Origin of the sequence: Thermodesulfobium acidiphilum (genome assembly GCF_003057965.1) — a bacterium.
In the GTDB taxonomy this organism is placed as follows: domain Bacteria; phylum Thermodesulfobiota; class Thermodesulfobiia; order Thermodesulfobiales; family Thermodesulfobiaceae; genus Thermodesulfobium; species Thermodesulfobium acidiphilum.
In genome coordinates, this window is the sequence record NZ_CP020921.1 from 850,386 (window position 1) to 869,938 (window position 19,553).

The window sequence follows — 19,553 nt, forward strand, 5'->3', positions numbered from 1 at the left end:
AAATGTATTTTAATAAAGAAAAAGACAGAATAAACATAATAGGTGCAGGATTGGCCGGAAGCGAAGCGGCTCTTTTTTTGCTTGAGAGAGGATATTTATTAAACATTTATGAAATGAGGCCGAAAGTTAAGACCCCTGTTCATAAAACAGATTTATTTGCAGAACTTGTATGTAGTAATTCATTGGGAAATAAAAGTGTTTTTTCAGCTTCAGGTTTGCTTAAAGAAGAAATTAGAATCCTAGGATCCACTCTAATAAAATTAGCTGAAATTTCTTCAGTAGAGGCAGGACAAGCGCTTGCAGTTGACAGAGAAGAGTTTTCCAGGCGAGTTACTGATAAGATAATCTCTTATCCAAATGTTAGTGTTATTAGGGAAGAAGTAAGAGAAATTCCAGAAAACACTTTTACTATAGTGGCAACTGGGCCTTTAACATCTGAAAATTTATTTAAATATTTTCAAAAATTTTTGGATAGCAAAGATTTGTATTTTTATGATGCTACATCGCCTATTATAAGGTATGATTCTATCGATTTAAATTTTGCATTCTGGGCAAACAGATATAATAAGGGAGATAGTGCGTATTTAAATTGTCCAATGTCAGAAGAAGAATACAATATTTTTTATGAAGAACTGACAAAAGCTGATAGTATAAGAAGTCATTTTCCGGATGAGGAAAAATATTTTGAAGGTTGTATGCCAATAGAAGAATTGGCTAGGAGAGGTAGAAATACACTTTTGTATGGTCCATTAAAGCCAAAAGGGTTAAAAGATCCAAGAACAAATAAAGAACCATATTGTGTGGTTCAGCTCAGGTCTGAAAATAAAGATAAAACATTATTTAACATGGTTGGATTTCAAACAAGGCTTCCTTTTAAAGAGCAAGATAGGATATTCAGATTTATTCCAGCTCTAAAAAATGCTGAATTTGTAAGGTATGGAGTAATGCATAAAAATATTTACTTTAATTCTTCCTCGTTAATTAAAGAAAATTTAGAATCAAAAAAAATCAACAATCTTTTTTTTGCAGGCCAGATCATTGGGACAGAAGGTTATATTGAGGCGATTGCAACAGGATTACTGGCTGCAATAAATTTACACCTAAAAATTCAGGGAAAATCTTATCTTATTTTACCAAGAACCACAATGTTAGGTTCTTTGATAAATCATATTATTAATGTTTCAGCCGAAAAACCTGCTCCAATGAATGCGTCATTTGGTTTATTGCCACCTCTTTTTGAGAAGATGAACAAGAAAAGAAGATATGAAGAGTATGCAAAGAGGTCTTTACGTGAATTAAATAAATATCTCTCTGATTTCAAATACTATTATGAAAATTAGGAAAAATCAGATTTTTGATTTTTTGGATTATTTACAGTTTAGTAAACTATGCTCTAATAATACTATTAGAGCATATAGGAGCGACCTTATTAACTGGTTTGGATTTTTAAAGAATTCAAAAAATAATTTAAATGAACTTGAAATAATAAAGTTAACTTACGATTGGTTAATAAAGGATCAGAATTCAAAGTTACTAAAAAAAACTTCTATTTCAAGAAAAATTTCTGCAATTAAATCATTTTTAGATTATCTTTATAAGATTGACGTTATAGAGAACAAATTATCTTTGACTTTAAAAAATCCAAAAAAAGATAGAATGTTGCCAAAGTATTTAAATTCTTCAGATATAGCTGATGTGATTAGCAAAAATTTTACTTCCAATAACTTTTACAATATTAGAAATTCTCTTATTATTCTTTTACTATTCAACACAGGCATAAGAATAAGTGAATTAGAAAATATTAAGATAGAAGATATAAATTTTGATAGAAATGAAATTAGGATAATTGGGAAAGGAAACAAAGAGAGAATTGTCTTTTTTACAAATTTTACAAAGGATTTCTTAAAAAAATACATTAATGAAAGACAAAAACTAAAAACAAATTGCCAATATCTTCTCCTTTCGAGGTTAAAGAACAAAATTAGCGAGAGAATGATTAGATATATTGTATCTAATATCTGGGAAACCCAAACCGGGAAAAGGATTACGCCACACCAGCTTAGGCACTCTTTAGCAACCTTTTTACTCAATCAAGGAGTAGAATTAAAATATATTCAAGAAATTTTGGGTCATGAAAATATTAATACTACAAATATTTATGCTAAATTAACTGAAAAAACTATAAAAACAGAATACTACAAATCACTAGATAAATTAGAAAAGTAAAATTCGAGAGGAGTGTTAAAAATTAGGCTTGATAAGACGAGAAAAAATGATGAATTAAGACATATTGAAATTATTAAAGATTTTTTGATTTATCCTGAAGGGAGTGTTTTGATCTCTTTTGGTAATACAAAAGTTATTTGTAATGCTTCAGTTGAAGATAAAGTACCACCCTTTTTAAAGGGTTCTGGTAGCGGATGGATTACCAGCGAGTATAGCATGATACCCCGTGCTACTCAAGATAGAAATGTTAGAGAGAGCACTTCTGGTAAAGTTTCTGGTAGAAATCAAGAAATTCAAAGAATAATAGGTAGGTCACTAAGAAGCGCTGTAGATCTAAGCCTTCTTGGTGAAAGAACAATATATATAGATGCAGAAGTAATACAAGCTGATGCAGGAACAAGGTGTGCGAGTATAACAGGTGGTTTTGTTGCTCTTGTGCTTGCATTAAGGAAATTAAAAGAATATGGACTAATAAAAGCTAGTCCACTGAAATATTATGTTGCTGCTGTTTCTGTAGCAATTTTAAACGATGAAGTTATATTAGATCCAAATTTTGAGGAAGACGTTGTTGCTGATGTAGATCTTAATATAATTGCTAACGAAAATAGAGAAATTATAGAAATTCAAGGAACTGCAGAAAAAAAACCATTTTCCAAAGAAAAATTAAATGAGATACTTTATATTGCTTATATTGGGATAGAAAAGATAATAGCTATACAAAAAAAAGTGTTAAAGCTTACACGTTAAAATTGAAATTGAGGTGCCAATGATGAAAATCAAGGCTCTAAGCGTGGGGTTTATTGGTGCGAACTGTTATATTATTGACTTTGATGACAACAATATAGCTCTCATAGATCCTGGTGACGAAGGCGAAAGAATTTCAAGAGAATTTGATGGCAAAAAATTAAAGTGGATTCTTTTGACTCACGGGCACGCAGATCATATTATGGCTGTAAATATGTTAAAAGAAAAATTTAATCCTAAAATTATTGTATCTATCAATGAAAAAGAGATTATTGAGAATCCTGAACTTAACCTTTCAAAGCAGTTTGGGATACCTTGTAGTGTCAAAGCTGATCTGTATGTTCAAGAAGGTATAATTAAACTAGATAGTCATAAAGTAAGAGTGCTTGAAACTCCTGGACATACTCCTGGATCTGTTATTTATATAATTGAAAATTACATGTTTACGGGAGATACTCTTTTTAAGGACTCTATTGGTAGAATGGATTTGCCTGGTGGGGATAAGGCTTTGATGAAGAAAACCTTAAGAAGACTATCTGAAATAGAAGTTGATTATACTGTATTGCCAGGGCATGGACCATCAACTTCTTTGAAACGTGAACAAAAAAATAATCCTTACTTTATTTCATTTCTATAGTGTTGAAAAGTATATTTGGGGGTTATAGAAAGTATGATTAAATTTTTAAAGCTATCATCTTTTCAAAAAGCTTTAAACTTTTGCGATCTTTTTTCCCCTATAGAAGATTGTGAAGAATTAAATGTTTTTGAATTGAATAATAGAGTCTCCTTTGAAGATGTTTTTTCAAAATTTTCTCTACCATTATCAAATCGCTCAAGTGTTGATGGTTTTGCGGTTTTTTCTGAAGAAACCTTTGGTGCAAGTGAAAACACTCCTGTGTTATTAAAGCTTCTAGGAGAGCAAAGGGTAAATGATTCTCCCATAGATATTGAAAAGGGGGGATGTGTAAGGGTTGCTACTGGAAGTTCACTTCCAGGTAATTCTGATGGTGTTGTAATGATTGAACATGCAAAAGTTTCTGGTGACTTTGTTGAAATATATAAACCAATTTCTTATTTTGAAAACGTATTAAAAAAGGGCGAAGACTTTATGGAAGGAAGTGTTCTTATAAATAAGGGAAAAAGGATTAATTTTAGAGATAGTGCCCTTTTGGCTGCAGCTGGTTTTGAAAAAGTAAAAGTTTATAGAAAACCTCGAGTGGCAATAATTTCTACAGGTGATGAAATAATTCCTTATAAAGAAGAGATATCAATTTCTAAAGTATATGATGCTAATGGGCCATTAATTGTTAATGGAATAAAAAATTATGCAGAGGCGCTTTTTTTTGGAATTGTAAAAGACAGCAAAAAAGATCTTGAAGAAAAGTTTGAGTATGCATTAGAAAATTGTGATTGTATATTTATTTCTGGGGGAAGTTCAGTTGGTGAAAGAGATTATATTGAGGAGGTAATAAAAAATTTTGGAGAAATTATTCATCATGGTTTTCTTGTAAAGCCTGGAAAGCCACTCTTACTTGGAAAGAAAAATAATATTCCAATCATAGGCTTTCCTGGTCATCCATTACCTGTAATGATTCATCTTAATCTTGTTGGAATTTCGGTTTTAAAAAAACTTGGTGGAGATAAGAATTGCTATCCGAAATCGGATAAAGGAATTTTGGGTGAACCTGTTTTTTCTGTTCCTGGCAGAGTTGATTTGGTTATGGGTTATAGAAAAAACAATTTTATAATTCCTTTATTAAGTAAGTCTGATTATATATCTTTAGCTACTAAATCAGAATTTATAATAAAAATACCTGAGGATAGAGAAATTATTTTAGAAGGCGAAGAAGTAGAAATCTATCTTTGGGACTAATTTAAGAGTTTTTTAGAATAATTATTAATAATATTTAATTTTATTATTTGAGGGGTGTTAATATGGCCAGAAAGCTATATAGAAAGTTAATGGATCCTAAAGATGCTCTTGAGCTTTTGTTAGATGAGGTTAAATTGATAAATAAAAGTCCTATTGGTTCTGAAGAAATAAAAACAGTTAATGCAGGCGGCAGAATTGCAAGTAAGAATATTATAGCTAAAATTACATGTCCTAACTTTCAATCTTCTGCTATGGATGGATATGCGCTTGTCGCAAAATCTACAAAAGAAGCAAGTGTTCACTCTCCTCTCAGGATTAATAAGGATAAGTTTATTGAAGTTGATACAGGCGATTTTATTCCACATCCGTTTGATTGTGTGGTGATGGTAGAGAAAACCAGACAAAATCCAGACGGGTCTATCACTATATTTGAAGCAATGCATCCTGGAGAAAATATTAGGTTAATTGGAGAAGATTTTAATCCAGGAGAAATAGTTGTTTATGGAGGGCAAGAGATTTCTACTTTTGAAATTATGTCACTTTTAGCTACCGGAAACGATATTGTAACTGTAAACAAAAGACCAAGGGCTGTAATAATTGCAACAGGAGACGAAATTACAAATAGTTACGAAAATCTTGATAAAAATATGTACTTTAACTTTAATGGACCAGCTATATCTTATTTTCTAAAGGAACATAAAGCTATAGTAGAAGAGACACCAATATTGCCTGACAATATTAAGGTTTTACAAGAATATCTAAATAAATATTCCGAATTTGACTTAATACTAATGATAGGCGGATCTTCATTTGGCAGAGACGATTATACTGCAAGTATTTTGGAAGAAAATGGCAAGTTACTTGCACATGGAGTTTATTTAAGACCAGGAAAGCCAGTTATACTTGGTTCTATTAATAAATCGATTTTTATTGGTTTACCAGGTTATTCTGCTGCTTGCGCAGTTATTTTGGATTACTTTGTTAAACCTGTTTTAAACACGATGACCGGGAAAGTAGAATTCACTAAAAAGTCCCCTGTAAGTATTTACAAACCTATAACTTCAAGCTCTGGAGAAGAAGAGAGGATACGAGGACAGGTAGCAAAGATTAAAGACAAAATATATTTTTATCCTTTAAATAGGTCTTCTAGCTCGGTTTCTTCTTTATTGTATGCTGATGGTATCTGTATTTTAGAGAAGGGAATACAAGGGAGTACTGAACAAGAAAGTTTTGACTTTATATTTTGGAGAAAAGAAGATCTTAGTGAGAATTCGATTGTAGTACTTGGCAGTAACGATCCCCTTTTACCATATATTTCATCAAAATTATATAAAGATTTTAAGTTAAGAATTGTTTCTTCCCCTTCAGGAAGTTTGGCTGGCATAGCCTCGTTAAAGGATGGATTATGTCACGTTGCAGCAACTCATTTGTTTGATAGTGAGACGGGAGAATATAATATTCCATTTATATTAAAATATTTTGATAAAGGTGATACAATATTGGTAATGTTAGCATATAGGCAACAGGGTATGATGGTAAAAAAGGGAAATCCTTTTAATGTACAAAGTCTTGAAGACATAGTATCGAAAGGCTTAAGAATAGTTAACAGGCAAAAAGGTGCTGGTACTAGAGTGCTTTTGGATTATGAGATGAATAAGTTGGGGATAAAGCCGTCTCAAATTTTGGGCTATGAAAATGAAGTTTTTACGCATTATGCTGCAGCTACTAGCATTCTTAGTTCGGTTGCAGATGTTGCTTTTGGCATTCAATATACTGCTGATTTTTTGGGTTTGGATTTTATTCCCTGGAAAAAAGAAAATTTTGAACTTTGTATTTGTAAAAATAGTTTAAATGATCCTAAGATTTTGTCTTTGATTGACTTAATTAAAAGTAAATCCTTTATTGATGCGAATTTAAATTTTAGCGGTTATGATTTTTCTGATACGGGTAAAATAAGGGAGGTTTAAATTGGTAGATTTATTTGGAAGAAATATAGATTATGCTAGAATTTCAATTACCGATAGATGTAACTATAGATGTATCTATTGTATGCCTGAGGAAGGTGTAAATTTTATTCCTCACGAAGAAATTTTGCGTTTTGAAGAAATAGTTAGGATTATAAAGATTTTAAAGGAATTAGGAATAAAGAAAGTGAGATTAACAGGGGGAGAACCATTAGTAAGAAAAAATGTAGTAGAACTTATTAGAAGAATAACAGAAATCAAACTGGACGATGTGTCCCTTACTACCAACGGTTCCCTATTAAAGATATATGCTGAAGATTTATTTAAATCAGGGTTAAGGAGATTAAACATTAGTCTTGATACTTTAAATTGTGAAAGATTTACAAGTATTACTCGAAAGGGTACTCTTATAGACGTTTTAGAAGGAATAGAAAAGGCTATTTCAGTAGGTTTTAATCCTGTGAAGTTAAACGTAGTTGTCATGAAAGGGATTAACGATCAAGATGATCTGATTGCTCTTGCAAATCTTACAAGGGAGAGAGAAATTCACGTAAGATTTATTGAGATAATGCCTATTGGGGATAACGATCAAAATGATAAGTTTATTAGTTGTGAGGAAATAATGGAAAATATATCGAAGTTTTTTAAGCTTGAAAGCACAAAGGGTCCTTTTGGAAATGGTCCAGCAGAATATTACAAGCTTGAAAACTCAAAGGGTACTATAGGTTTTATTTCTCCACTTAGCAAACACTTTTGTGCGAAATGTAACAGAATAAGAATTACATCAGATGGAATGATAAGGCTTTGTTTGTTCTCTGACGTTGAATATAATTTAAAAGAAAAACTAAGATCAAATTTAACTGACGAAGAAATAAAAAAATTTATTTTAGAAACTTTGTTTTATAAGCCAAAAGGTCATCCGTATATTCAAAAAGCTAGAGAAATTTATCATAGAAACATGTCTGCTATTGGAGGATAAAATGTTTACTCATTTAGATAATAAAGGAAAAGCTCATATGGTAGATATTGGAAAAAAGATTGATACTATAAGAGAGGCTAAAGCTCAAGCTTTTATTAGATTGACCGAAAAAACTCTTAATATAATAAAGGATCAAAATATTCCAAAAGGTGATATATTTTCCACAGCAAGAATTGCTGGGATTTTAGCTGCAAAAAAAACATGGGAACTGATCCCATTAACTCATCCAATACCAATTAATCAAATTAGTATAGATTTTGAGGTTAAAGAAAATGGGATCATGATATTTTCTCAAGTAAAAACTAATTTTAAAACTGGAGTGGAAATGGAAGCGTTGGTAGCAGTTAATTTAGCAGCATTAACGATTTACGATATGATAAAAGCTGTTGAAAGAGGAGCTGTTATCGAGGATGTAAAGTTATTATATAAATCTGGTGGCAAATCTGGCACATATGAGTATACCTAATAAATTAATAAAAAAACTTTTTTGAGGTGTAAACTATGGATAAAAAAGTTACATTTGCCGTAGTAACGCTATCTGATTCTGGATACAAAGGAGAAAGAGAAGACCTTAGTGGGGAAAAAATTATTGAAATTTGTAAAGAAAGGGGTTTTTTACTGTCTTGTTATGAAATTTTGCCAGATGAAAAGAATTTATTGATAGAAAAGCTGATTGAACTTTCTAACCAAAAAATAAACCTAATTTTAACAACTGGTGGAACAGGTTTTTCTGAAAGAGATATCACACCTGAAGCTACTAGAGAAGTTATAGAAAAAGAGATACCCGGAATTCCTGAGGCTATGAGAAGTCTTAGTCTTAAAAAAACCAATAGAGCAATGCTTACAAGAGGAATATGTGGAATTAGAATGAAGACAATAATTTTAAATTTACCTGGTAGTGTAAAGGCAGTAGAAGAGTGTTTAAACTTTGTTATTGATCCTCTTGAACATGGAATTGATATATTAATGGGTTGGGACAAAAATTGTGCAAGAACATAAGAGGAATAAAAGAAACTATTCAGAAATAGTTGAAGAACTTTTAAAATATTTACCTTCTGTTGGTTCACAAGAGGTTTTATCTTCTGATTGCGTAGGCGAAATATTAAGTGAAGACATAATTTTAAAAGAAAATTACCCTAACTGTTTTATTAGTAAATATGATGGATATCTATGCAAAGGCAATTCTCCATTTAAATTAATTAAAGAAATATATCCTAAAGATGAATTGAATTTTTCTATAGAGGAGGGCTGCTGTGTATTTCTTGCTACTGGCTCCGCTGTAAAGGAAATAAAAGAAGAACTGAAATTCTTTAAGATAGAAGATGTAGATGTTAAGGATAGTTATATAATTCCGATAGCTGATGATACTAAAAATAATTGGATAAAACCAGGAAGTGAACTTAAATCTGGTGAAAAAATTTTCTCGCGTGGCAAAAAAATTTCTTATAAAGATAAATTTGCCTTAGAACTTTTAAATATTAGATTTGTTAAAGTTTTTAAAAGATTAAATTTAAGTATAATTAATACTGGATCTGAGTTAGTTAATGAAAGTGATGAACCTAATGTTACACCTCTATCAAGCTGGATAATTGCTCCTATTGCACAGTTTGATGGTTTTAATGTAATTCATTCAGGTCCAATTGCTGATGAAGAATACCTTTTAGAAGAAATTTTAGAAGAAAATTTGAATAGCGATATAATATTGTTTATTGGTTCGACTGGTAAAGGGAAAAGAGATCTTATTAGAGGAGTTTTAAATAAAAAGGCTAATCCAATATTTGAGATTTTCAATACTCCTGTAGGCAAAAATAGTTATGCTTATTTGTGTGAAAATAAGTTAATTTTAGGCTTCTCCGGAATTATACAAGCAAGTGTAGCGCTTTATTATCTAATTTTACGAAATTTGATATTTAAACAAAGAAAGCTCCCCGTGGAAAATCTTGCTGATTTTTGTGATTTTTTAGAAAAGCCTGAAATCGGTAGAAGCAATTGGTATAAAAGCGAGAATATTGAAAGTGGTAGAATTATTTTAAAAAAGTGTAATTTTTTGAATTCTGAATTCTTAGGCTTTTATTTCGATGAAAAGCTATTTATACAGAGAACGAATTTTTTTAATCAAGTTTTTTAATTTCTTAACCGGTTAAAATGATATAATGTTTTAAATTAGCTTTAACTTAGGATTTTTTAGATATTATATTTAGTAAATCTTTATTTAACTAATTTTTTAATCGTGGGGTGAGAGTGAAATGAAACTTTTTTTAGCTTTTTAACTTTAATTTTTTTACTAACTAATGTGGACGTTGCTTATGCTGACATACTGTCAAATGTACAAAATATCTCTTACAAGGCTACAGAAAATGGAGTGGAGGTTTTTGTTTACGTTCATGGTAATCCGAATTTTAATTATTTTAGATTACCTGATGGAAGAATAGTATTAGATATCGATAATTCAATTATTTCTAAGAAGAACAATATAATAACGAAATCTCCTATTGCAAGAGAAATTCGCTTTGCTCAAAATACACCTAATAAAGTTAGAGTAGTTATAGAAAGTGATAAAAATTATCCATATATTGTATCTAAAAGAGCCGATGGTTTAGAAGTTAATATAGGAAATTTTAAAATGCCAAGCAATAGTTCAGAAAATGTTGACAATAATTCATCTGTACATGATTATTTAAACAATTCTACTTCATTTCAAGATATTAGGAGAAATTTCATTGAGAGGCAGCCAGAAATTATTGGAAATACCGATGTCAACAATCCAGGTAATCTTAGATCTAAATATGGTGGGTTTAATAGCTATAAAGATATAAATTCTGGCATATATGCTGCTTACTATAATATTATTAGAAAACCAGGTTTTTACAATGGTGGGAATGAATCTATCAAGAATATTATTTATACGTGGGCACCTCCTAGTGAAAACAATTCCTCACGATATTTAGATGATGTAATAAAGTATTGCAATAGATTTGGTTTAAACATAAACCCTGATACAAATTTTGCTAGTCTATCACTTGAACAGCAAGAAATAGTTTTGTGTGCAATGTTTAATAAAGAAGGAAATAGGGACTGGATAAATATTACAAGAAATCTATCTGAACAGCAAAAAATAGCTTTAATTAATAATTCTATTTTAGAATATTCTTCTTTAAATTATATCGCATCTAACTCTGGTGGATCACAGCATCTTGTATCAAACCCTACAACACAAACAAGCAAAATTAAAGAATCTTCGCAAGGAATAGATAAAATCTTAGGTAAAACAATTGTTGGAATACTTCGAGCTATCTTTTAAACTCTGCATAAATTAAGTTTTTTCAGCAAACTCATTGGATGGTGATAAATTGGAGTCAAAAGTAATAGTTGCACTTGACTTAGAAGATTTAAGAGAAATAGAAGAAACAGTTAGAGAACTTTCAATATTAACGAAGTGGTTTAAAATAGGGTATCAAATGATTTCTTCCATTGGTATAAAAGAATCTGTAAGAATTGTAAAATCATTTAACTGTAATGTGTTTCTAGATATGAAATTGTATGATATTCCTAATACAGTGGCTAGGGCCATAAGAAATCTCACGAAACTAGACATTGATATGCTTACGATACACATAAGTGGTGGCTCAAAGATGATAAAAGAAGCTTTAAAAAGTATTGATGATGGAAGTGATGTCAAGCTTTTAGGGGTAACGCTTTTAACTAGTTTTTCTAAAGAAGAAGCAAAAAAAATTTATAATCAGGATGAAACTATTGATGTTGTTAAGAAATTTGCAAGAATTGGTTATGATATGGGATTGAGGGGTTTTGTTTGTAGTCCTCATGAGCTAAAAGCTTTAAAAAGTGAATTTTCAGACTGTATTTTTGTTGTGCCAGGAATAAGGCCATCGTGGAGTCTTAAAAATGATCAAGAAAGATTTGCAACCCCTTATGAAGCAAAATTGAACGGTGCAACGTATATTGTGGTTGGCAGACCTATAATAAAACCAAATAATAATTTAAAACCATCATATGCACTAAAATCTATCATTGAGGAGTTTAGTAAATGAGTGAAAACAATGAAATATTGACTATTTTAAGAGAACATAATGCTATTGTTTATGGACATTTTTTGTATACATCGGGTAAACATGGTGAAGTTTATATTAATAAAGATGCTATATATATAAAACCAAAAGTGGTCTCAGAACTTTGTTTGAAGATGTCAATTATGGTAAGGGATATAGATTTTGAAGTTGTTTGCGCACCCACAATTGGTGGAGTAATACTCTCACAGTGGATTGCTTATCACAGTTCAAATTTAAAAAACACAGAAATATTATCTGTATTTTCTGAAGAAGTAAACGGAAAAAGGGTTTTGAAAAGAGGATATGATAAGGTTGTTGAAAACAAAAAAATTTTAGTAGTTGATGATATTCTCACTACAGGTTCATCGATAAAAAAAGTAATTAGTGCAGTAAAGGATTGTAAAGGGATTATTCAAGGTAGTGTCTGTTTGGTAAATAGGGGTAAAGTAAATGCTAGGGACATAGACTCACCATTTTTGTCAAGCCTTTTAAGTATTGATTTTAAATCATACGAACCTGAAGAATGTCCTCTATGTAAAAGGAATATTCCTATTAATACCGATCTTGGTAAGGGTAAGAAATTGCAAAATTTATGATATCAAATGAAAAGTGGAGATTTAAATTTATATCAAATGTTTTTAATGTTGAAGTTTTTCTGATAAACTTTATTAATGAGAATAGTTTTTATATTGAGGCAATTATAAATAATAAGGAAACAACTACAGTATCAAAAAAATTTTTAGATTTTGTAAAAAAAAATCGTTATAAAGATTATAAGTTGCCATTTTTATATAAGGAAAAGGGCTACACATATCTCGAAGAATATTACTATCTGGATTACAGTACGTATATTATGTTTAAATTTAACACGAAAAATATACCAAATTTTAGAGAATTTAATGAGTTTAAAGATACTTTGATTCTTCAATCTCTTAATTCAAACCCCTGCAAAAAGCTGTTTGCAAGTGATTTTTCGTCTGAAGATGGAATTGTTGTTTTAGATGAGAACGCTAATGAACTGTATGCCTCTTCTAATGCAAAACTAATTTGTACAAAGGCTACAAATGTTATTGATTTTTATAATAAGGGTATATGGAGGGAATTTCTTTCAAAAAGTAAATTTATATGCCCAAAATTTTTTATAAAAACGCTTAGAAATGAAAATTATATGGCAAATTTAGAATTTCACCCAATTTTTAAGGAAAATAAATTGAAATACTTTATTATAGTCGTAAAGGATTTATCAAAAAAATTATTATTAGAAGTTGAAAAACAAAAACAGTTGAATACAATGAAGGAAATTAATCATATGATTAAAAACAATCTTCAAATAATTAAAAGCATAATGAATATAAAATCACGGAGATTATCTGATAAAGAACTTATTGACGATATTTCAATAAAACTTGAATGTCTTGCAAGGGTACACGAACAATTAATCAAACTTTCTGAAGAATTATCTCTTAAAACGTTGTTAGAAAGTTTATTTAAAGTTCTAATTAATTCTGGTAGGGAAAAGTTGTACGTTTATGGTGATCTTATAGGTGAATATCAGAAAATGTTGCTATTAATACTTGCTCTCATCGAATTAATGCAAAATTCGCTAAAATATGCATTTTTAACTGAAGAAAAGTCCAAAATATTTATCTCAATAGTTAAAAGCTTTGAAAAAATTAGAATTACATATCAAGATTTTGGTGAGTTTAAATCTGAAGAATTCATTTCTAAAGGATATGGCAGCGATCTTATAAGGGCACTCTTAATTAATGGCCTGAACGCCTCCTTTGTGCGAGTGCCTGTAAAGAAGGGGACTTTATTTGAAATTATCTTAGAAAATTTTTGATAATTTTTGATATTATTTTTAATAAAAGTTTTGGAGGTAAAGTATGAAGAGTGATATAAAGTTGTCAGCTAAGAATAAAGATCAGATAAGAATTTTTATTGCCGATGATGAGTTTCTGATTAGATTGGATATGAAGGAGGAATTAGATAGAGAGGGTTTTAAAGTGATTGGGGAGGCTAAAGACGGTGTTGAGGCACTTTCTGAGATAATTAGATTAAAGCCTGATGTAAGTATTATAGATATCATGATGCCACATATGGACGGTTTAAAGTTGGCTAAGAGGTTAAAAGATGAAGATTTAGGTGCTGTTGTTTTTTTGACTGCTTATAATAACAAAGATTTTATAGATAGAGCATCTAAAATTGGTGCTTTTTCTTATTTGTTGAAACCATATAGAATTAGTGAATTAAAGAGCGCTATTCTTCTTGCCTTTGAGAGATATAAAGATAATAAAATATTAAGAGAAAAAAATATAGAGCTCGAAGAATCAATTAAAACAAAGAATTCATTATATCGAGCAAAATTGTTCATAATAGAACAAACTCGCTTGAGTGAAAATGAGATACATAAAAGAATGCAAGAATATTCAATGAAAAATAGAATCTCTTTAAGAGAACTTTCTGATCTGATTTTAAAAACTAAGAATATACCTGAAGGAATCAAAAATCCTTAAATATTTTTGGGTTTACTTCATAACCTATCTCGTAGAGATCTGATCCGATCTCTTCCTGATTAGGATGATATCGTAAATTTGAGAATTTGCTTATTAGTTTTATAGTAATTAGATTTGATAACCAGATATAAATAATAGTAAAAATAAAAATAAAAATTATTCCAAAGCCTTTTATTAAACTTAAAGTAATTATTAGAAAGATCAGGCTTATTGCAACTGGTACTACAAGAAAAAGCGGATCGTCAAACAAAAAATTTACTTCAATTTTGTTTTGTATGTATATATTTATAAATGATACTATAAACGTTAAAACTAAAATAACATAGGATGGGGTAATTAGATTACTGGAAACAGTAAAAATCATAAATGTAAAAAGTGATGAAATTAAAATTAAGGGGTCTACTTTTTTAGCAATAAAGATGGATGAAAGCGAACTAGCTATTATTGATAAAGAAAAATTTGAGAAAACAAACTGTAACCAACCTGGATCATATCCCTGGAAGAAGCTAATTGTAGAAAATATGAAGGTTAATGAGCCAAAATAAATAAAGAGTATATTGTTTCCTGGTATTGCCATAGATCTTCCATCCTTTGTAAATCTACCTATGCGCGGCCCTATAAGTTGACTGACAGAAAAGCTGGATATGGATGAGTAAAGTGCTACCAGAAAAATAAAAGCAAGTTTAAGTGAATTATAAAAGTTGAATTGCTTTGAAAGTAGTAGAAATAAGAAAGAATAAAGTGGGTAAATCAATAAAACTTGAAATGTTGAGTATATTAAAATAATTTTTATTGAAGTTTTCTCAATAAATTGAGTTATGATTATTGATAATGCAAATAATGAAAATACAAAGTATATAATGTTAATTTGTAAGTTTAGTGTGTAAAAAAGAACTATAGGTAAGAAGTTTAGTGCGCTCAAAATAATAAAAGTAGTAATTAGAGTTAATACGTTCTTTGATCTAATAGAACCTACTGCTAAAATTTGAAATCCCAGAAAGGCTATTAAAAATGATATGTAATTAAAATAATTCATGATAATATTTTATATCAATTTTAAAAAAATATCCTGGTTTGTTTACCTCTTAATGTTATATTTAAAAGAAAATTGTTAAAACTGAGTTATAATATTTCCTAAATTGTTTATAAGGAGTTTAACTTTGAAAGAAAGATTAAAAATAATTAAAAAATGTGCATTAGAAGCAGGTGAAATATTAAAATATTATTATTCAAATGAATTACATACTAGATTTAAAGGCAAGATTGATATGGTTACTGATGCTGATATAAGTTCTCAAGAAAAAATTATAAACATTATAAGATCAGAATTTCCTCATGACGAAATAATAGCTGAGGAAAATTCAAAAAATACATATAATTTTAAGTCTACCTGGATTATTGATCCATTGGATGGGACGACAAATTTCATTCATAGGCTTCCATGGTTTGCTATATCTATCGCTTATATCAAAGATAATGAAATAAAAATTGGTTTGGTTTATATACCGCTATTAAATGAATTTTTTCTTGCTATTAAAGGTGAAGGTGCATTTCTTAATGATGAAAAAATTTTTGTAAGTAAAGAAGATAACTTGGAAAAATGTCTTGTCGGGACCGGATTTCCTTATTCAATTCATGAAAACTATGAGGAGATAGTCAGAAGATTTAAAAATATCCTGATAAACGTAAGGGGGATTAGAAGACCAGGTGCTGCTGCACAAGACCTGGCTTATGTAGCGTGTGGCAGATTTGATGCTTTTTATGAGGATGGGTTAAAGCCCTGGGATGTCGCTGCTGGAATACTTTTGGTTAGTGAGGCTGGTGGAAAAGTAACAGATTATGATGGTAACGAATATATAATTGGACAATCAGATCAGATATTGGCATCGAATTTTTTGTTGCATGACAAAATTATGAAACTTCTTTCTTAAGGATTTGGAAGTTCGAAATGAAATCTAAAATATTAACTGGTATTGTGCACAGAACTGATGAACAAGTAATTAGAACTAGAATATGTGTAGAATTAATAAACGGTTTAAAATTACATATTACATATGTTAGGTGAGAATTTAGCAAATCTTACTAATATAAGATACTTTCTTTTAACTTTTTAAATGTTTAATCTTAACTTTCAAACAATATTAATTGAAACAGTAGTATATATTGTAATAAATATTTGTATAAAATTTATTTTGATCAGTGATGATTTAACAAAATTTAGAAGAACATTAATGCTCGGTTACCTTGTCTTTGCCAGTTTTTTTGTCTCTTTAAAAATCTTTTTGACTGTAAGTGCTCTTGTAATAATTTTAGCTTTCGGTATTAGAAAGTTTTTTGATTTTTAAATAAAAGTATTATTGATAATTTTTTAGTATGTTATAATCTTTGTAATTTTCTTTTTTTAATGTTTTGTAAAGGGGAGATGGTATGTTTGGGTCTTAATTTGAATAGAAAAATGATTAGGTGTATTTTATTTACTTTTTTTCTTATCTCTTCCATTTTTAATTCGTCTCTTTCTTATGCATCAAGTGAAAATTTTGGAATGTGGCAAAATATAAAAATTCAAACTTATAATTATAACGTATTTCCACCTAAATCTCTTTTTGCCTTTCTTTTAAAAAACAATGTACCTTATGATAGAGCAGTTGAAATGGTTGGGATAGCTGGGGCAGAAAGCAATTATAATCCTAATGCTATTGTAGACAATCCTAAAGGGGGAATACTTCTAAGTTCAGGGAGGATTTCTTTACCTGAATACTCTGTAGGTTTATTCCAAATTAATTTATTAGCACATAGTAAAACTTTGTGCAAAACTTTTAGTGTATGCGATTGGGATGATCAGGTTAGTTGGTTATTAGATCCATATAATAATGCAGAATTTGCAATTTATATTTCTGGAAAGGGACAAAATTTTTCTCCCTGGAGCTCTTATCGAAATGGCAAATATTTGATGTATGCAGAGCAATTTTATAAAACTTATAGTTTGTCAGAACGTTAAAGTATTAATTAAAGTACTAAATTGAAAATGGATCAGTAATTATAGTGTTTTATACTGGCTTTACTCTAAAAAATTTATATTTCGTGACTTTTAATAAATTATTACTAAATTAATCTGTACAAAAATGGTTCATATCAAGTTTATCCAATTCTAATCTTTTTATTGTTTCAGGTAAAATTTTGCCATTTTCGTCAAGACCTCTTAATTTGTAATAATTAACAAGATGTTTTTCAAAGTCGTAAACAGCCTTACCTTTACGAGGACCAGTTTCAGCAGCTTTGAAAAATCTTTCTGGAAGAGTATCGTCAGTTCTACCAAAACCATAGTTGTTGTTTATCATTCTTTGTAAAATAAAAATTCTTTCAGAAGTTTCCATCAATTCTTCAATATTTGTATTCCATCCAGTTACTAGATTTACACCATTTACAATATCATCTGCTGTTAAATTTCCAAAAAGATGGAAGAAACAGATTGTAAGTGAGTTTAATAAACATGATAGATCTTGTGCTCTAATAGCAAGCAATTCTTTATTTTCCATGCTATCTAGTAATGTTTTAATCTCAGTTCCAAATTGATTTAGAACTCCAGCTCTCTCTCCTACATGAGAAGCGCCTCTTTGGTGACATGCACCTCTGTTACCAGTAGCATAATTTATGGAGAGAGAATAAAAGGCTCTAGGATCGTGGGCAGGTATATCCAGATTTTTTACAGAAACGTTAAACGATTCTGGCATGTTAAAAGTGTTTATTAAATATTTTGAGCCTTCAGAAATAATTTTTCCTATCCCCCTTTTTTGACAGGTAAGGTTGATTAGATTTATTAAAGTTTCAGTATCACCCCATTTTGGTACGAAACCTATATCGCTTTGTTTAATATACCCTGCTTCATATCCTTCTATAACAGTTGCTATTAGATTTCCCATTGTGATAGTATCGATGCCGTATCTATTTGATAGATCATTTGCAATACACACTGCATCAAGATCTTTTATATCTAAATTTGTTCCATACAACGCAAGAGTTTCGTATTCTGGACCAATCCCTTTATAACCTGTTGGCGATTCTACGTATCTATGACATCCAATTACACATCCAAAACAATATCTACTTTTTGCATTAAGATATTCAGTATATCTCGGGGCAGCTAGAGCTTTTGCTCCTTCTTCCCATTCATCTTTAAGCCAGTGATGAATAGGTACATCTCCAAGCCTTTCAATGGCGGCCATTACAGCAGGAGTCCCTTCACCGTTAAATACATTTGCTTTTTTTAGTTTTTCGAATAGATCTCTTCTGAATTTAGAAAGATTTATACTATCGTATACGTTACACATTTCACCTTGAGCTACCACTATAGCTTTTAGATTTTTGGAGCCCATAACAGCTCCGGCTCCACCTCTTCCACCAAAACCATGTGCATTACTCACAACACAAGCAAACTTAACAAGACTTTCTCCTGCTTGACCAATTGTGATGGTAGATATATTTTTTCCCTTATGTTTTTCTACGAGCATTTCATGGGTTTGGTATGTATCTAGACCCCATAGAGAATCAGCATCAAGAATTTCAATATCACCCTGAGATACATATAAATAAATCGGTTTGTCTGACTTGTTTTGAATTACAATTGCATCGAGTCCTGCTGATTTTAGATGAACAGAAAAATTACTTCCGGCAGAGGTATCAGAAAAGGTTCCTGTAAGAGGAGATCTACACATTACAGAAATCTTTCCGCAGCCAGGTAGCATTCCTGCCTGCCATGGACCTGATGCTATTACAATTACATTCTTTTCTGAAAGAGGATCTGTTTCTTTTTTAACGAAATTATTTATGAAGTAAGCTCCAATACCACTCCCGCCAAGAAATTTCTTATAAAAATCTTTATTAAAATGCTTTAATGTAATTTTTCTTTTGCTTAGATCTACAAAAGCAATTTTTCCATTATTTCCAAACATATTTTCCACTCCTTTTATTGTTATATATATTATTATATTATTTTTATAAAATTTTACAAAAAAATCTAGATTATTTTTATAAATTTTTGTGCGATAAAAAATTATTTAAATAATTATCTTTATTAAAATATTTTAAAAAATAAAATTCCTTCTTGAGATAATCTATTCTAAATTCATTACAAAATAGATTTTTTCACTATAATATTTCTATATATTACTAATAGGAGTAAAAAAT

The 19,553-nt window shown here is 29.9% G+C and carries 19 protein-coding genes; 17 read left to right on the forward strand and 2 right to left on the reverse strand.

Going from position 1 to position 19,553, the window contains the following annotated elements; translation table 11 throughout:
• Positions 1-2: 2 nt before the first annotated feature.
• The 15 genes from trmFO to TDSAC_RS04455 all read left to right on the forward strand — a co-directional run bounded on the left by trmFO (position 3) and on the right by TDSAC_RS04455 (position 14,369).
• Positions 3-1,340 carry a methylenetetrahydrofolate--tRNA-(uracil(54)-C(5))-methyltransferase (FADH(2)-oxidizing) TrmFO gene (gene trmFO / locus TDSAC_RS04385; protein ID WP_108309059.1) on the forward strand — a complete coding sequence of 446 codons (1,338 nt, stop codon included), beginning with the start codon at positions 3-5 and terminating at the stop codon, positions 1,338-1,340.
• The gene (locus TDSAC_RS04390) at positions 1,330-2,226 is read left to right on the forward strand and encodes a tyrosine-type recombinase/integrase (RefSeq protein WP_108309060.1); all 897 of its coding nucleotides are present in this window, start codon (positions 1,330-1,332) and stop codon (positions 2,224-2,226) included. Before trmFO ends, TDSAC_RS04390 begins: the two co-directional genes overlap by 11 nt.
• Before the next feature lie 21 nt (positions 2,227-2,247).
• A complete protein-coding gene (gene rph / locus TDSAC_RS04395) occupies positions 2,248-2,973 on the forward strand; it encodes a ribonuclease PH (protein WP_108310314.1) in 726 nt (241 codons plus the stop codon).
• 19 nt (positions 2,974-2,992) lie between these two features.
• Positions 2,993-3,607, forward strand: a complete 615-nt coding sequence (locus TDSAC_RS04400) for an MBL fold metallo-hydrolase (RefSeq protein WP_108309061.1) — start codon at positions 2,993-2,995, stop codon at positions 3,605-3,607.
• 33 nt (positions 3,608-3,640) lie between these two features.
• A complete protein-coding gene (locus TDSAC_RS04405; RefSeq protein WP_108309062.1) occupies positions 3,641-4,843 on the forward strand; it encodes a molybdopterin molybdotransferase MoeA in 1,203 nt (400 codons plus the stop codon).
• Between the two features lie 62 nt (positions 4,844-4,905).
• Positions 4,906-6,810, forward strand: coding sequence for a molybdopterin biosynthesis protein (locus TDSAC_RS04410; RefSeq protein ID WP_108309063.1), 1,905 nt, complete (start codon positions 4,906-4,908; stop codon positions 6,808-6,810).
• 1 nt (position 6,811) lies between these two features.
• Complete coding sequence (gene moaA, locus TDSAC_RS04415) at positions 6,812-7,786, forward strand: GTP 3',8-cyclase MoaA (protein WP_108309064.1); 975 nt, start codon at positions 6,812-6,814, stop codon at positions 7,784-7,786.
• A gap of 1 nt (position 7,787) precedes the next feature.
• Positions 7,788-8,252, forward strand: coding sequence for a cyclic pyranopterin monophosphate synthase MoaC (gene moaC / locus TDSAC_RS04420; RefSeq protein WP_108309065.1), 465 nt, complete (start codon positions 7,788-7,790; stop codon positions 8,250-8,252).
• A 35-nt stretch (positions 8,253-8,287) separates the two neighbouring features.
• A complete protein-coding gene (locus TDSAC_RS04425) occupies positions 8,288-8,785 on the forward strand; it encodes a MogA/MoaB family molybdenum cofactor biosynthesis protein (protein ID WP_108309066.1) in 498 nt (165 codons plus the stop codon).
• Entirely contained in the window at positions 8,772-9,914 is a 1,143-nt protein-coding gene (locus tag TDSAC_RS04430) for a molybdopterin-binding protein (protein ID WP_199919926.1), read from the forward strand. The genes TDSAC_RS04425 and TDSAC_RS04430 overlap by 14 nt, the downstream gene beginning before the upstream one ends.
• A gap of 165 nt (positions 9,915-10,079) precedes the next feature.
• Positions 10,080-11,087: an AMIN domain-containing protein gene (locus TDSAC_RS04435; protein WP_199919927.1), complete on the forward strand. Its 1,008-nt coding sequence runs from the start codon at positions 10,080-10,082 to the stop codon at positions 11,085-11,087.
• 49 nt (positions 11,088-11,136) lie between these two features.
• Positions 11,137-11,835 carry an orotidine-5'-phosphate decarboxylase gene (gene pyrF / locus TDSAC_RS04440; RefSeq protein ID WP_199919928.1) on the forward strand — a complete coding sequence of 233 codons (699 nt, stop codon included), beginning with the start codon at positions 11,137-11,139 and terminating at the stop codon, positions 11,833-11,835.
• Positions 11,832-12,449 carry a phosphoribosyltransferase family protein gene (locus tag TDSAC_RS04445; protein WP_108309070.1) on the forward strand — a complete coding sequence of 206 codons (618 nt, stop codon included), beginning with the start codon at positions 11,832-11,834 and terminating at the stop codon, positions 12,447-12,449. Before pyrF ends, TDSAC_RS04445 begins: the two co-directional genes overlap by 4 nt.
• Complete coding sequence (locus TDSAC_RS04450; protein WP_108309071.1) at positions 12,446-13,696, forward strand: histidine kinase dimerization/phosphoacceptor domain -containing protein; 1,251 nt, start codon at positions 12,446-12,448, stop codon at positions 13,694-13,696. The genes TDSAC_RS04445 and TDSAC_RS04450 overlap by 4 nt, the downstream gene beginning before the upstream one ends.
• A 43-nt stretch (positions 13,697-13,739) precedes the next feature.
• Entirely contained in the window at positions 13,740-14,369 is a 630-nt protein-coding gene (locus TDSAC_RS04455) for an ANTAR domain-containing response regulator (RefSeq protein ID WP_108309072.1), read from the forward strand.
• Here the strand turns inward: TDSAC_RS04455 and TDSAC_RS04460 are convergent.
• The gene (locus TDSAC_RS04460; protein WP_108309073.1) at positions 14,356-15,405 is read right to left on the reverse strand and encodes a hypothetical protein; all 1,050 of its coding nucleotides are present in this window, start codon (positions 15,403-15,405) and stop codon (positions 14,356-14,358) included. The two genes, TDSAC_RS04455 and TDSAC_RS04460, sit on opposite strands and share 14 nt — an antisense overlap.
• A 124-nt stretch (positions 15,406-15,529) precedes the next feature.
• Between TDSAC_RS04460 and TDSAC_RS04465 the strand changes: the two genes are divergently transcribed.
• Positions 15,530-16,300 carry an inositol monophosphatase family protein gene (locus TDSAC_RS04465; RefSeq protein ID WP_108309074.1) on the forward strand — a complete coding sequence of 257 codons (771 nt, stop codon included), beginning with the start codon at positions 15,530-15,532 and terminating at the stop codon, positions 16,298-16,300.
• 500 nt (positions 16,301-16,800) lie between these two features.
• Entirely contained in the window at positions 16,801-17,367 is a 567-nt protein-coding gene (locus tag TDSAC_RS04475) for a transglycosylase SLT domain-containing protein (RefSeq protein WP_199919929.1), read from the forward strand.
• Between the two features lie 109 nt (positions 17,368-17,476).
• Here the strand turns inward: TDSAC_RS04475 and TDSAC_RS04480 are convergent, their stop codons facing one another.
• Complete coding sequence (locus TDSAC_RS04480; protein ID WP_108309077.1) at positions 17,477-19,318, reverse strand: aldehyde ferredoxin oxidoreductase family protein; 1,842 nt, start codon at positions 19,316-19,318, stop codon at positions 17,477-17,479.
• Positions 19,319-19,553: the final 235 nt, after the last annotated feature.